The organism is Stenotrophomonas sp. NRRL B-14846 (assembly GCF_050473585.1).
Classification (GTDB): domain Bacteria; phylum Pseudomonadota; class Gammaproteobacteria; order Xanthomonadales; family Xanthomonadaceae; genus Stenotrophomonas.
The window spans coordinates 2,842,679-2,856,588 of record NZ_JBFLUN010000022.1; the positions used below are offsets into that span (position 1 = coordinate 2,842,679).

Genomic DNA, 13,910 nt, shown 5'->3' on the forward strand with positions numbered 1-13,910 from the left:
ATCCCGGTAGATCCACGCCATGCGTGGATACGCGGTGTACGGGGTTGCCGGCCAGCGGCCGGCACTACCGATCCCGGTAGATCCACGCCATGCGTGGATACACGGTGTACGGGGTTGCCGGCCAGCGGCCGGCACTACCCGCCAACCGCTGCCTCAGCCCTTGTAGCCGTTGCTGATCGGGTAACGACGCTCGCGGCCAAAGGCGCGGCGCGAGACCTTCGGCCCCGGCGCGGCCTGGTGCCGCTTCCACTCGCTGATGCGCACCAGCCGCAGCACGCGCTCGACCACGGCCGCGTCATAGCCGGCGGCCACGATCTCCGTGCGCGACTGCTCCTGGTCGATGTAGCGGTACAGGATGCCGTCCAGCACGTCATAAGCCGGCAACGAATCCTGGTCCAGCTGGTTCTCGCGCAGCTCGGCCGACGGCGGGCGGCTGATCACCGCCGGCGGGATCACCGGTGCGCCGCCCACCGTGTTGCGCCACTTGGACAGGCCGAACACCTCGGTCTTGTAGAGGTCCTTCAGCGGCGCATAGCCACCGCACATGTCGCCGTAGATGGTGGCGTAGCCGACCGCATACTCGCTCTTGTTGCCGGTGGTCAGCAGCAGGCCACCGAACTTGTTGGCCAGCGCCATCAGGATCACGCCACGGCTGCGCGACTGCAGGTTCTCTTCGGTCACGTCCGGCGCGGTGCCCTCGAACATCGGCGCCAACGCTTCCATCAGGCCCTTGAATGCCGGCTCGATCGACACCGCCTCCAGCTTCACGCCCAGCGCCTGGCACTGCTCGGCCGCCAGGTCGTTGGACAGGCCCGCGGTATAGCGCGAGGGCAGGCGCACGGCGGTCACGTTCTCCGCACCCATCGCGTCCACCGCCATGGCCAGCACGATCGCCGAGTCGATGCCGCCGGACAGGCCCAGCCACACCTTCTTGAAGCCGTTCTTGCGGCAGTAATCCTGGATGCCACGGGTCACCGCACGCCAGGCCAGCGCGTCCATGCTCTCGTCGCCGTCGTCCATCCACACGTGCGGCATGAAGCGGCGGGTTTCACCGTCGTACTCCACCACCAGCCACTGGTCGACGAAGGCGGCGGCGGCCGGGTGCACCGTGCCGTCACCGTCGGCCACCACCGAAGCGCCGTCGAACACCAGCGCGTCCTGGCCGCCGACCACGTTGAGGTAGGCAATCGCCGCCCCGCTTTCGCGGGTGCGCGCCGCCAGCACGGCATCGCGCTGGGCGTGCTTGCCACGCTCGTACGGCGAAGCATTGGGCACCACCACCAGCTGCGCACCGGCGCGCATGGTGTCGGCCAGCGGCTCGGCAAACCACAGGTCCTCGCAGATCAGCAGGCCGACCGGAATGCCATTGACCTCGAACACGCAGCTGCCGCCGTCCGGATCGACATCGAAGTAGCGGCGCTCGTCGAACACCGCATAGTTGGGCAGCTCGCGCTTGCGATAGGTCTGCTCGACCAGGCCGTCACGCAGCACGCTGGCGGCGTTGTAGACCACCGCGCCAGCCGCCTGCGGCCAACCGACCACGGCGGTGATGCCACGGCAGGCAGCAGCGATGCGGGTCATCGCCTGCTCGCACTCGTACAGGAAGCCCGGACGCAGCAGCAGGTCCTCCGGCGGATAACCACTCACCGCCAGCTCGGGGAACATCACCAGCTCGGCGCCGTACTCATCGCGCGCCTGGCCGATCATCTCGATGATGCGCTCGGTGTTGCCGGCGACATCGCCGACCGGGAAGTCGAACTGCGCCATCGCGATGCGGATCGAAGCCATGGGAATCCAGCCTGTGGTTGCAATGCCGCCATTGTAGCGCCGCGCCATGCGCGCGCCGGGTACCTGGGGTCAGATCCCTTTTGCTGCGCGAAAGGGATCTGACCCCGCACCAGACGCAGAAAGGCCGCCCGGAGGCGGCCTTTCTGTTGGAGCAAGTCGAGCATGGCTCGACTCTACAAGAGCGTGCCGGCCGAGGGCCGGCAACACTCTTATTTCACCAGCTTGGCGATGGCAGCGCCCAGGTCGCCCGGCGAACGGACGGTGACGACGCCAGCGGCTTCCATCGCGGCGAACTTGCCTTCCGCGGTGCCCTTGCCGCCCGAAGCAATCGCACCGGCGTGGCCCATGCGCTTGCCGGCCGGAGCCGACGCACCGGCGATGAAACCAACGACCGGCTTCTTCACGTGGTTCTTGATGTACTCGGCACCGGCTTCTTCAGCGTCACCGCCGATTTCGCCAACCATGATGATGCCTTCGGTCTGCGGGTCTTCGTTGAACAGCTTCAGGCAGTCGACGAAGTTCAGGCCGTTGATCGGGTCACCGCCGATGCCGATGCAGGTGGACTGGCCCAGGCCGACTTCGGTGGTCTGCTTGACCGCTTCATAGGTCAGGGTGCCCGAACGCGACACGATGCCGATCTTGCCCGGCTGGTGGATGTGGCCCGGCATGATGCCGATCTTGCACTCACCCGGGGTGATGACGCCCGGGCAGTTCGGCCCGATCAGCACGGTGTCCGGATGCGAGCGGGTCAGCACGTTCTTGACGCGCAGCATGTCCAGCACCGGGATGCCTTCGGTGATGCAGACGATGACCTTGATGCCGGCAGCAGCGGCTTCCAGGATCGCGTCGGCCGCGTACGGCGGCGGCACGTAGATGACCGAAGCGTTGGCGCCGGTGCTCTGCACGGCGTCGGCAACGGTGTTGAAGACCGGCAGGTCGATGTGGGTGGTGCCACCCTTGCCCGGGGTCACGCCGCCAACAACCTGGGTGCCGTACTCGATCATCTGAGTGGCGTGGAAGGTGCCCTGCTGGCCGGTGAAGCCCTGCACGATCACCTTGGTGTTCTTGTTAATCAAAACAGACATGGGAATTCCTTGGTGTCGAATCAGGCAGCGTTCTTGACAGCTTCAACGATCTTCTTGGCGCCATCGTTGATGTTGTCAGCCGGGATGATGGCCATGCCGCTGTCGCGCAGCAGCTGCTTGCCTTCTTCCACGTTGGTGCCTTCCAGGCGCACCACGACCGGAACCTTGACGCCCACTTCCTTCACGGCGGCGATGATGCCTTCGGCAATCATGTCGCAGCGGACGATGCCGCCGAAGATGTTGACGAAGATGCCTTCAACCTTGTCCGAGGACAGGATCAGCTTGAACGCTTCGATGACGCGCTGCTTGTTGGCACCGCCGCCCACGTCCAGGAAGTTCGCCGGCTCGCCGCCGTTGAGCTTGATGACGTCCATGGTGGCCATGGCCAGGCCGGCGCCGTTCACCATGCAGCCGATGTTGCCGTCCATGGTGACGTAGTTGATGTCCAGCTCCGAAGCGATCACTTCGGTCGGATCTTCCTGGGTCTTGTCGCGCATGGCGACCAGGGCCTTCTGGCGGAACGCGGCGTTGTCGTCGCTGTCGAACTTGCCGTCCAGCGCGTACAGGTTGCCGTCGTCCAGGATGGCCAGCGGGTTGATTTCAACCAGGGCCAGGTCCTTTTCGTTGAACAGGCGGTACAGGTTCACCATGATGCTGGCGAACTGGCCGGCCTGCTTGGCGGTCAGGCCCAGCTTGAAGCCGAAATCACGGCCGTGGTAACCCTGCACGCCTTCGACGAAGTCGACGTTCAGCGAGTGGATCAGCTCCGGGGTTTCAGCAGCGACCTGCTCGATTTCCACGCCGCCTTCCGAAGAGGCGATGTAGGTGATGGTCTTGGTGCCACGGTCGACCAGCACCGACAGGTACAGTTCCTTGACGATCTCGCCGGCGGTGGTCACCAGCACCAGGTTGACCGGCAGTTCAACGCCAGCGGTCTGGTAGGTGGCCATCTTGGTGCCGAGCATCTTGGCCGCAGCGGCCTTCACGTCGTCGGTGGTCTTGCAGAACTTGACGCCGCCAGCCTTGCCGCGGCCGCCAGCGTGGATCTGCGCCTTGACCATCCAGGGGCCCTGGCCCAGGGAGTTGGCAGCGGCAACCGCTTCGTCCGGGGTCGCAGCGACCTTGCCGGCCGGGACCGGGATGCCGTACTCGGCAAGCAGTTGTTTTGACTGGTATTCGTGGAAATTCATGCGTCACCGTGGGAATAGGAACGACCGCACGCAATTCCTCAGGGCCCCGGCGGGGCGCCGGCATGGACCGCGGCGGGCCCACTATTGTGGCCGAGCCAGCGCCGGGGCGCAAAGAAGTCTGTACAAAACGCCAGACCCGGCCAGATTTCCGCCGCCATTCAGGCAGTTGCGCCCGGGGGCGCACTGGCCACCGGTATCCATCCCGGGCCAAATGCGCGATCCGGGCCGCTCCGGCGGCGCCGTGCCGGGGGCCCTATACTGGTCAACCAAGGTGTGTAGAGTCGGGTGTGCTCGACGGCTTCCACCGCAGGCCACATCGAAGCGACGTACCCGCCCGGCTTCAGGGGACGCCGGGCTGGCCCGCCGCAGATTCCAGACCCAGGCAGCCAGAAGGGGAGTTCCGGCGTGTCACCCAGTGCTTCATTGATCGACCGCATCGAATCGATTCCGCGGCGTGAGCTGTATTTCTTCGCGCTGTACCGGGTGCTGATCGCCTCGGTCATCGCCGCCCTGCTCTACAGCCCGCTGTCGGCCATGGTCGGCGAAGCCCACCACCCACGGCTGGCCGACACCGTCGCCGCCATCTACCTGGTGCTGTCGCTGCTGGCCCTGGTGATCGGCCGCAACGAACGCTGGCTGCGCCCGATCGTGGTCAGCGGCGTGCTGGTGGACATCATCGCCGCCACCCTGCTGTCGCATGCACTGCCCGGTGCCAGCGCCGGCATCTCGATGTCGCTGCTGTTCAACATCGCCGCCGCCGCCACCCTGCTGCCGCTCAGCCTGGGGCTGGGCCTGGCGCTGGCCGCCAGCCTCGCCACCGGCGTGGAATACACCTGGAAACTGCTGGAAGGCGGCGATCCCACCCGCACCCTGGCCGAACTGGCGATGTTCGCCACCAGCTACCTGGCACTGGCCTTCATCAGTTACCAGGTCGGCAGCCGCGCGCGCCGCAACCAGCAGCTGGCCAACCAGCGCGGCGATGAAGTGGCCAACCTGTTCCAGATCAACGAGCTGATCATCCGCCGCATGCGTACCGGCGTGCTGGTGGTCGACGCCGACAACCGCGTCACCCTGGCCAACGAGGCCGCCTCGATGCTGCTCGGTGACAGCGACGGCAGCGGCGAAAGCGGCCGCCTGGATCTGGCCAGCGCCGCCCCGGAACTCGCCCGTCGCCTGCAGCGCTGGCGCAATGGCTGGGCGCAGGACGAACTGCCGCTGCAGCTCAACCCCGATCAGCCTGAAGTGCAGCCGCGCTTCGCGCGCCTGCTGGCCGGCAGCGACCTGGCCCTGGTGTTCCTGGATGATTCCAGCGTGGTCTCGCGTCGCGCCGAATCGCTCACCCTGTCGGCGATGGGGCGCTTCTCGGCCAGCCTCGCCCACGAGATCCGCAATCCGCTGGCCGCGATCAACTACGCGGTGCAGCTGCTGGAAGAAGGCACCGGCTTCAACGAAAGCGACCGCCGCCTGCTGCAGATCATCCGCCAGCAGTGCCAGCGCACCAATGGCATCGTCGAAAGCGTGCTGGGCCTGGCCCGGCGCGAGCGCGCCACGCCCGAGAACGTCGACCTGGCCGCCTTCGTGCGCCGCTTCGTGCTGGAGTACAAGCAGGGGCAGACGCTGGAGACCGACAGCATCGAACCGATCATCAACGACACCTCGGTGCTGGCCCAGGTCGACACCAAGCACCTTTACCAGGTGCTGACCGTGCTGGTGCACAACGCGCTGAAGTACGGCCGCATCGGCCAGCAACCGGCGCGGGTGCGCCTGCGCGTGGCGCAGCACGAGCGCAGTGCGGTCATCGACGTGATGGATCGCGGCCCCGGCATTCCCGAAAGCGTGGCCGCACAGTTGTTCCGGCCGTTCTTCACCACGTCCGAGCATGGCACCGGGCTGGGCCTGTACATCGCCCGCGAGCTGTGCCGCGCCAACCAGGCACGACTGGACTACATCCCGGTGCCCGCCGGTGGCTCCTGCTTCCGCCTGGTGCTGCCCGGCCCGCATACGTTGTTGCCCACCTGATCTCGATTCTGTGCGTCAAACATTTGTCGCTTCCAGCCCCCTCGTTTATCTTCTCCGCCCATGAACGAAACCCGCAGCGCCCTCGTCGTCGACGATGAACGCGACATCCGCGAACTGCTGGTACTGACGCTCGGCCGCATGGGGCTGCGCATCAGTACGGCAGCCAACCTTGCCGAAGCGCGCGAACTGCTGGCCAGCAATCCGTACGACCTGTGCATCACCGACATGCGCCTGCCGGACGGCAATGGCATCGAGCTGGTCAGCGAGATCGCCCAGCACTACCCGCGCACGCCGGTAGCGATGATCACCGCCTTCGGCAGCATGGACCTGGCCGTGGAAGCGCTGAAGGCCGGCGCCTTCGACTTCGTCAGCAAGCCGGTGGACATCGCCGTGCTGCGCGGCCTGGTCAAGCATGCGCTGGAGCTCAACAACACCGAACGCCCCGCGCCCGGCCCCGCCGCCGAACAGGGCGCGCGCCTGCTTGGCGACTCGCCGGCCATGGACGTGCTGCGCACCACCATCGGCAAGGTCGCGCGCAGCCAGGCGCCGGTCTACATCCTCGGTGAATCCGGCGTGGGCAAGGAGCTGGTCGCACGCACCATCCACGCCCAGGGTGCCCGCGCGGCCGGCCCGTTCGTGCCGGTCAACTGCGGCGCCATTCCCGGCGAGCTGATGGAGAGCGAATTCTTCGGCCACCGCAAGGGCAGCTTCAGCGGCGCCCACGCCGACAAGCCCGGGCTGTTCCAGGCCGCGCATGGCGGCACCCTGTTCCTCGACGAAGTGGCCGAGCTGCCACTGCAGATGCAGGTGAAACTGCTGCGCGCGATCCAGGAAAAATCGGTGCGCGCGGTCGGCGCCGCCAACGAGGAGCCGGTGGACGTGCGCATCCTCTCGGCCACCCACAAGGACCTGGCCGAGCTGGTCGAGGACGGGCGCTTCCGCCACGACCTCTACTACCGCATCAACGTGATCGAACTGAAGGTGCCGCCGCTGCGCGAGCGTCGCCAGGACCTGCCGGAACTGGCCGCGTCGGTGCTGGCACGGCTGGCTCGCAGCCACGGCCGCCCGACGCCGCTGCTGGCCCCGTCGGCGCTGGACGCGCTGGCCCAGTACGCCTTCCCCGGCAACGTGCGCGAACTGGAGAACATTCTGGAACGCGCGCTGGCGCTGGCCGAAGAAGACCGCATCGGCGCCGACGACCTGCGCCTGCCGCAGCACGCCCCGCGCACGCCCGGCAGCGCAGCACATGCCGAAGCCGTGGTGGACCTGCAGCCCGGCAGCGCCGCCCTGCCCTCGTACATCGAACAGCTCGAACGCAGCGCCATCCAGCGCGCGCTGGAAGAGAACCGCTGGAACAAGACCCGCACCGCCGCGCAGCTGGGCATCACCTTCCGCGCGCTGCGCTACAAGCTGAAGAAGCTGGGGATGGAGTAAGGACAGGGTCGGATCCCTTTCCGCAGGAAAGGGCTCTGACCCGGCGCATGCCACCAACCTGGTAGTGCCGGCCGCTGGCCGGCAACCTCATGCATCGCGGCATCCACGCACGGCGTGGATCTACCCACCAACCTGGTAGTGCCGGCCGCTGGCCGGCAACCTCATGCATCGCGGCATCCACGCATGGCGTGGATCTACCTCAATCCTTGGTAACACGATTGATCTCGGCCAGACTGGTGACACCCGCAGCCGCCTTCTTCAACGCCGACTGGCGCAGATCGTTCACCCCGATCTGCTGTGCCGCCTCGGCAATCTGCAACGCATTGCCACCGGCCAGCACGATGGTGGCAATCTCGTCGGTCATCGGCATCACCTGGTACAGACCGGTACGGCCCTTGTAGCCCTCGGTGCACTCATCGCAGCCGACCGCCTCGTACAGCTCGATACCCGCATCCAGCTGCGCCTGGGTGAAGCCTTCGGCCAGCAGCGCATGCTCGGGCAGGTTGGATGGGCGCTTGCAGGTGTTGCACAGCCGGCGCGCCAGGCGCTGGGCGATCACCAGGGTCACCGAGCTGGTGATGTTGTACGGCGCGATGCCCATGTTCATCAGGCGCGCGATGGTCTGCGGCGCATCGTTGGTGTGCAGCGTGGACAGCACCATGTGGCCGGTCTGCGCCGCCTTGATCGCGATCTCGGCCGTTTCCAGGTCGCGGATTTCGCCGACCATGATGATGTCCGGATCCTGTCGCAGGAACGAGCGCAACGCTGCGGCGAAGGTCATGCCGCGCTTGTTGTTCTGCTGCACCTGGTTGACGCCGGGCAGGCGGATTTCCACCGGGTCTTCGGCGGTGGAGATGTTGCGCGTCTCGTCGTTGAGGATGCCCAGCGCCGTATACAGCGACACCGTCTTGCCCGAACCGGTCGGGCCGGTCACCAGCACCATGCCGTACGGCTTGTGGATGGCTTCCAGGAACAGCTTCTGCTGGTCCGGCTCGTAACCCAGCTTGTCGATGCCCAGCTTGGCCGCGCTGCCGTCCAGGATACGCAGCACCACCTTCTCGCCAAACAGGGTGGGCAGCGTGCTCACGCGGAAGTCGATCTGCTTGCTCTTGGACAGGTTGAGCTTGATGCGTCCGTCCTGCGGCACGCGCTTCTCGGCGATATCCAGCTGTGCCATCACCTTCAGGCGCGCGGCGATGCGCTGGTTCAACTTCACCGGCGTGCGCGCCACCATCTTCAGCAGGCCGTCGATGCGCAGGCGCACGCGGTAGTCGTCCTCATAGGGCTCGAAGTGGATGTCCGAGGCGCCCTTGCGGATCGCGTCCACCAGCACCTTGTTGACGAACTTCACCACCGGGGTGTCATCGCCCTTGGCGTCGATGCCGGAGTCACCGCCGGCGCCGAGATCCTCGTCTCCGGTCGCAACGTCCAGGTTGCCCATGCCATCGTCATCGCCCCCCAGCGCGTCGCCCAGCGTGTCGTGGCTGGCATGCCACTGCTCGAGCGTGCGGCGGATCTGATCCTCGTCGACCAGGATCGGCTCCACCACCAGGTTGGTGTGGAACTTGATCTCGTCCAGCGAATGGGTCGGGTTGCTGGTGCCCACGAACAGCTTGCCGCCGCGTTTGAACAGCGGCAGCACGTTGTGCTTGCGCAGCAGCTCCTCGCTGACCAGGCTCATCGCGTTCTGGCTGGCGTCGAACGTGGACACGTCGAACAGCGGCATGCCGAACTCGACCGCGTTGGCGGCCGCCAACTGGGCCGCCCCAACCACCTTGTTCTGCGCGAACCAGGTCGGCAGCGGCTGCCGGGCGGCAGCGGCCTTGGCCATCGCGTCGCGGGCGGAAGCCTCGTCCAGCGCACCATCCTGGACCAGGCGACGGGCCAGGCCGGTGATGCCGACGAGATTGGCGGTGGTTACGGCGTTCATATGGATCCTTGGCTCATCATGGGTCAGGCAGTGCGGCGCGCCTTCCAGGGGCACCGCACAGGGCAGCAGAACCTGCCGCGACCCGATGGCCGACGACGACGCCAATCCTTCAGCATGACTGCCTCGCCCGGCACTCCCAGCCCGGCAGGCACGATCCTGACTCCCCCGGGGATGATAGCCCCGTCAACGGCCCGCCAACATCCCATTGGCAGGCCGAAGTGTGATCAACAGCCGCTTGGGCGATAGCGCGCTTCGAAGGCGCTGCCGTCGCAGGTCCAAGTGCCGTCGGCTGCGCGGCGGAGGATGAGGTCTTTGCCGTTGACAGCCGGGCCACCAATGACGGTACAGCTTATGCTGGCCACGCCGCTGGCCGCGAGCTCTGCCGATACATCCGAACAGCGCACAGTAGGCCTCAAGCCCACATAGGTCGCGTCGATCAACGAACTATCGCGATTGTCCTGCACTGTCGTTTCAATTGTTGTCTTGCCCGGACGGATGTCGGCGAAAGCTGCTGACAACTGCGCCCTCGCGACATAGTCCTGATAGATCGGCAATGCAATTGCCGCAAGGATCGCAATGATCGCCACGACGATCATTAACTCAATCAAGGTGAACCCACGCTCCCGGCTCATATGGAACACTCCCCAATGGTTCCAGACCTGCTCCAGCAAATCTGACTGCCCAGGCAATCAGCCCCAAAAAAGAGGCCCCGACGAGCGGGGCCTCTGATCAACCGATGCAGGTCACATTAGCCGGTGACGCAGCCGCTCGGGATGTACTTCTTGTCCGCTGCGGTGATATCGGTCTTGCAAGCCCAGGTGCCATCAGCAGCACGTTCCACACGGATCTTCTTGCCGACGATCTTGGTGTTGCCGGCAAGGGTGCACTCGATCGAGCCCGTCGCGCTCAGCGCAGTGATCGGGGTGATCTTGCAACGATCGGAGTCCTTCAGACCCAGCTCGGCAATATCGGCGACGGTGGTCTTGCCTTCGTTCAGGGCGACTTCGTACTGGGTCTTGCCGGGGGTGATTTCAGCCAGGCCAGCAGTGACCTGCGACTTGGCCACATAGTCCTGGTACATCGGCAGAGCGATGGCAGCCAGGATGGCAATGATCGCAACGACGATCATCAGTTCGATAAGGGTGAAGCCCTTCTGGTTCTTCATTTGGTACATCCCCAAGATAAGTGGTGGTTGATTTCAGAGGACAGGATCGGTCTGGCCAGCGGCCAGCTGAGCGGGTCCTGCCCCCTGCGGGTGGATCAACGCAGGTTGCGTGCCAACCCCGGCACGCCTCCCCCTGGATTTCCCCGCGCCCATGATGGCAGCTATTTCACGGATGGGAACCCCCCGCATGCGAATCTGCGATGGACGCGGCAATGTGACGCAGTGCGTCACCTTTGGTCGGCACCCGGCACGAATTCGCATCATGGGCCCCTTGGCAACTGCCCAGACGGGCATGAACCCGCTACCATCAACGACTAGACGCCCGCCTGGGGATGGCGGGTCTTGGGGAGCCGATATGTCTGTCAGTCGCAGTGCGATCAAGAAGGAGCCCGTGGCGCGCAGCACCACGGACCTGCAGCCGTTTGTCTGGGTGGGGACCGACAAGCGGGGTGTGAAAATGAAAGGCGAGCAGGCCGCGAAAAATGCGAACCTGCTGCGGGCTGAGTTGCGCCGCCAAGGCATTACGCCAGGCACGGTCAAACTCAAGCCCAAGCCGTTGTTCGGCGGCTCTGGCAGCCGAATCTCGCCGAAGGACATCGCGTTCTTCAGCCGGCAGATGGCCACCATGATGAAGTCCGGTGTGCCTATCGTCAGTTCGCTGGAAATCATCGCCAGCGGGCACAAGAACCCGCGCATGAAGAAGATGGTGGATGGCCTGCGCACCGATATCGAGGGCGGGTCATCGCTCTACGAAGCGGTCAGCAAGTATCCGGTGCAGTTCGACGAGCTCTACCGCAACCTGGTCAAGGCGGGCGAGGGCGCCGGCGTTCTGGAGACAGTGCTGGACACTGTCGCCAACTACAAAGAGAACATTGAAGCCCTGAAGGGCAAGATCAAGAAGGCGATGTTCTATCCCGCCATGGTGCTGGCGGTTGCCCTGCTGGTCAGTGGCATCCTGCTGGTCTGGGTGGTGCCGCAGTTCGAGGACGTATTCAAGGGCTTCGGCGCGGACCTGCCCGCCTTCACCCAGATGATCGTGAATCTGTCCCGCTTCATGGTCTCGTGGTGGTGGCTGATCCTGCTGGTCATCATCGGATCGATCGTCGGCTTCATCGCGGCCTACAAACGCTCGCCCAAGATGCAGCACAGCATGGACCGACTGGTGCTCAAGGTTCCGGTCATCGGGCAGATCATGCACAACAGCTCGATCGCCCGCTTTGCCCGCACAACCGCTGTGACCTTCAAGGCCGGCGTGCCGCTGGTGGAGGCCCTGGGCATCGTGGCCGGCGCCACCGGCAATACGGTTTACGAGCATGCCGTATTGCGCATGCGCGACGACGTGTCGGTCGGTTACCCGGTCAACATGGCCATGAAGCAGACCGCCCTGTTCCCGCACATGGTCATCCAGATGACTGGCATCGGTGAAGAGGCGGGTGCCCTGGACGCCATGCTGTTCAAGGTGGCCGAGTACTATGAGCAGGAGGTCAACAATGCCGTTGACGCCCTCAGCAGCCTGCTGGAGCCGATCATCATGGTGATCATTGGTACCATCGTCGGCGGCATGGTCATCGGCATGTACCTGCCGATCTTCAAGCTCGCTTCCGTCGTCGGATAATCACTACATGGCATTTCTCGACCAGCATCCCGGCCTCGGCTACCCCGCCGCGGCCGCCCTGGGGCTGCTGCTGGGCAGTTTCCTCAACGTCGTCATCCTGCGCCTGCCCAAGCGGCTGGAGTGGCAGTGGAAGCGCGATGCGCGCGAGGTCCTGGAAGAACCGGACTTCTACGAGCCCCCGCCACCGGGGATCGTGGTCGAGCCCTCGCACTGCCCGCACTGCAAGCACAAGCTGAGCTGGTACGAGAACATCCCGCTGTTCAGCTGGATCATCCAGGGCGGCAAGTGCCGCCACTGCAAGGCGCCGATCTCGCTGCAGTACCCGCTGGTCGAGGCCCTGACTTCGGTGCTGGTGCTGGCCTGCGTCTGGCAGTTCGGATTCGGCTGGCAGGGCTTCGGTGCCATCGTGCTGACCTGCTTCCTGATCGCCCTGTCCGGCATCGACCTGCGCACCCAGCTGCTGCCCGACCAGTTGACCCTGCCACTGATGTGGCTGGGCCTGATAGGCAACATCGACAACCTCTACATGCCGGCCAAGCCGGCATTGGTCGGCGCGGCGGTGGGCTATCTGTCGCTGTGGATGGTCTGGTGGCTGTTCAAGCAGCTGACCGGCAAGGAAGGCATGGGTCACGGCGATTTCAAGCTGCTGGCTGCCCTCGGCGCCTGGTGCGGGCTGAAGGGCATCCTGCCGATCATCCTGCTGTCCTCGGTGCTGGGCGCCATCATCGGCTCGATCTGGCTGTACACCCGGGGCCGTGACCGCGCCACGCCGATCCCGTTCGGCCCCTACTTGGCCATCGCGGGCTGGCTGTACTTCATGTGGGGCGCGCCCGTGGTGGAGCAGTACCTGGTGCTGAGCGGACTGCGCTGAGGGGAATCCCCATGAGCCGGTATGTGGTTGGCCTGACCGGCGGCATTGCCGCCGGCAAGAGCGAGGTGACCCGGCGCTTCGAGGCGCTGGGCATCGTGGTGGCTGACGCCGATCTGGCCGCCCGCGCGGTGGTCGCCGCCGGCAGCCCCGCCCTGGGCCGCATCGCCGAGCGGTTCGGCGCCGACATGCTGCAGGCGGACGGCAGCCTGGACCGGTCGCGCCTGCGTGCCCACGTGTTCGCCGACCCGACCGAACGGGCGGCACTGGAAGCGATCACCCACCCGGCCATCCGCTTGCTGATGCAACAGCAGTGCGAGCAGGCCGCCAGCCCCTATGCGATTGCCGCCATTCCACTGCTGACCGAGGTCGGTGGGCGGCAGGCCTACCCGTGGTTGAACCGGGTACTGCTGGTGGATGTGCCCGAAGCCGTGCAGCACGCCCGGCTGATGCAGCGCGACGGCATCGACGCCGCGCTGGCCGACAAGATGATCGCCGCCCAGGCCAGCCGCACACAGCGGTTGGCACTGGCTGATGATGTGGTGGTCAACGATGGCCAGCCCGAGGACCTGCAGGCGCAGGTGGAAGCGCTGCATGAGCGGTATCTGGGGTTGGCTGGAGGCTGATGTCTGGTTGTCGGCTAGCGGCCGGCACTACCGAAGCGAATCCACGCATGGCGTGGATCTACTGGACGACTCGGCTGCCAGCCAGCGGCCGGCGCTACCGAGGCGCATCCACCCATGACTTGGATCTACTGTAGAGCCGAGCCCATGCTCGGCTTGATGATCGCAGCCGAATTGCCTTGCCTCCTTCAAC

The 13,910-nt window shown here is 65.6% G+C and carries 11 protein-coding genes; 5 read left to right on the forward strand and 6 right to left on the reverse strand.

The features are described 5' to 3' along the window. Window positions 1-153 precede the first annotated feature (153 nt). The 3 genes from AB1281_RS15340 to sucC form a co-directional block, all read right to left on the reverse strand. Complete coding sequence (locus tag AB1281_RS15340; protein WP_430346310.1) at window positions 154-1,788, reverse strand: NAD+ synthase; 1,635 nt, start codon at window positions 1,786-1,788, stop codon at window positions 154-156. Window positions 1,789-1,997: 209 nt separating this feature from the next. Continuing rightward, complete coding sequence (sucD, locus tag AB1281_RS15345) at window positions 1,998-2,873, reverse strand: succinate--CoA ligase subunit alpha (protein WP_005410793.1); 876 nt, start codon at window positions 2,871-2,873, stop codon at window positions 1,998-2,000. A gap of 20 nt (window positions 2,874-2,893) precedes the next feature. Next, a complete protein-coding gene (sucC, locus tag AB1281_RS15350) occupies window positions 2,894-4,063 on the reverse strand; it encodes an ADP-forming succinate--CoA ligase subunit beta (RefSeq protein ID WP_004154430.1) in 1,170 nt (389 codons plus the stop codon). Between the two features lie 405 nt (window positions 4,064-4,468). Here sucC and AB1281_RS15355 point away from each other — a divergent pair, with 405 nt between their 5' ends. Both AB1281_RS15355 and AB1281_RS15360 read left to right on the forward strand, forming a co-directional pair. Further along, the gene (locus tag AB1281_RS15355) at window positions 4,469-6,082 is read left to right on the forward strand and encodes a sensor histidine kinase (protein WP_049444876.1); all 1,614 of its coding nucleotides are present in this window, start codon (window positions 4,469-4,471) and stop codon (window positions 6,080-6,082) included. A 60-nt stretch (window positions 6,083-6,142) separates the two neighbouring features. Then, entirely contained in the window at window positions 6,143-7,516 is a 1,374-nt protein-coding gene (locus tag AB1281_RS15360; RefSeq protein WP_014038262.1) for a sigma-54-dependent transcriptional regulator, read from the forward strand. 199 nt (window positions 7,517-7,715) lie between these two features. On the opposite strand, the gene pilB is transcribed toward AB1281_RS15360, so the two are convergent. The 3 genes from pilB to AB1281_RS15375 form a co-directional block, all read right to left on the reverse strand. Beyond that, the gene (gene pilB, locus AB1281_RS15365; protein WP_430346311.1) at window positions 7,716-9,446 is read right to left on the reverse strand and encodes a type IV-A pilus assembly ATPase PilB; all 1,731 of its coding nucleotides are present in this window, start codon (window positions 9,444-9,446) and stop codon (window positions 7,716-7,718) included. Between the two features lie 224 nt (window positions 9,447-9,670). After that, entirely contained in the window at window positions 9,671-10,078 is a 408-nt protein-coding gene (locus AB1281_RS15370; RefSeq protein WP_430347006.1) for a pilin, read from the reverse strand. A gap of 116 nt (window positions 10,079-10,194) precedes the next feature. Next, window positions 10,195-10,611, reverse strand: coding sequence for a pilin (locus tag AB1281_RS15375; RefSeq protein WP_134970873.1), 417 nt, complete (start codon window positions 10,609-10,611; stop codon window positions 10,195-10,197). A gap of 355 nt (window positions 10,612-10,966) precedes the next feature. On the opposite strand from AB1281_RS15375, the gene AB1281_RS15380 reads away from it, so the two are divergent. The 3 genes from AB1281_RS15380 to coaE are packed head-to-tail and all read left to right on the forward strand — an operon-like array spanning window position 10,967 to window position 13,720. Then, window positions 10,967-12,226, forward strand: a complete 1,260-nt coding sequence (locus tag AB1281_RS15380; protein ID WP_134970879.1) for a type II secretion system F family protein — start codon at window positions 10,967-10,969, stop codon at window positions 12,224-12,226. Window positions 12,227-12,233: 7 nt separating this feature from the next. Next, window positions 12,234-13,097 carry a prepilin peptidase gene (locus AB1281_RS15385; RefSeq protein WP_005418626.1) on the forward strand — a complete coding sequence of 288 codons (864 nt, stop codon included), beginning with the start codon at window positions 12,234-12,236 and terminating at the stop codon, window positions 13,095-13,097. Window positions 13,098-13,108: 11 nt separating this feature from the next. Further along, complete coding sequence (gene coaE, locus AB1281_RS15390; protein WP_430346312.1) at window positions 13,109-13,720, forward strand: dephospho-CoA kinase; 612 nt, start codon at window positions 13,109-13,111, stop codon at window positions 13,718-13,720. The last annotated feature ends 190 nt before the right edge of the window (window positions 13,721-13,910 follow it).

Coding starts and splice junctions, on each gene's coding strand:
- sucD (WP_005410793.1), bottom strand. CDS start 2,873: ATGTCTGTTTTGATTAACAAGAACACCAAGGTGATCGTGCAGGGCTTC.
- sucC (WP_004154430.1), bottom strand. CDS start 4,063: ATGAATTTCCACGAATACCAGTCAAAACAACTGCTTGCCGAGTACGGC.
- coaE (WP_430346312.1), top strand. CDS start 13,109: ATGAGCCGGTATGTGGTTGGCCTGACCGGCGGCATTGCCGCCGGCAAG.
- AB1281_RS15370 (WP_430347006.1), bottom strand. CDS start 10,078: ATGAGCCGGGAGCGTGGGTTCACCTTGATTGAGTTAATGATCGTCGTG.
- AB1281_RS15340 (WP_430346310.1), bottom strand. CDS start 1,788: ATGGCTTCGATCCGCATCGCGATGGCGCAGTTCGACTTCCCGGTCGGC.
- pilB (WP_430346311.1), bottom strand. CDS start 9,446: ATGAACGCCGTAACCACCGCCAATCTCGTCGGCATCACCGGCCTGGCC.
- AB1281_RS15380 (WP_134970879.1), top strand. CDS start 10,967: ATGTCTGTCAGTCGCAGTGCGATCAAGAAGGAGCCCGTGGCGCGCAGC.
- AB1281_RS15360 (WP_014038262.1), top strand. CDS start 6,143: ATGAACGAAACCCGCAGCGCCCTCGTCGTCGACGATGAACGCGACATC.
- AB1281_RS15375 (WP_134970873.1), bottom strand. CDS start 10,611: ATGAAGAACCAGAAGGGCTTCACCCTTATCGAACTGATGATCGTCGTT.
- AB1281_RS15385 (WP_005418626.1), top strand. CDS start 12,234: ATGGCATTTCTCGACCAGCATCCCGGCCTCGGCTACCCCGCCGCGGCC.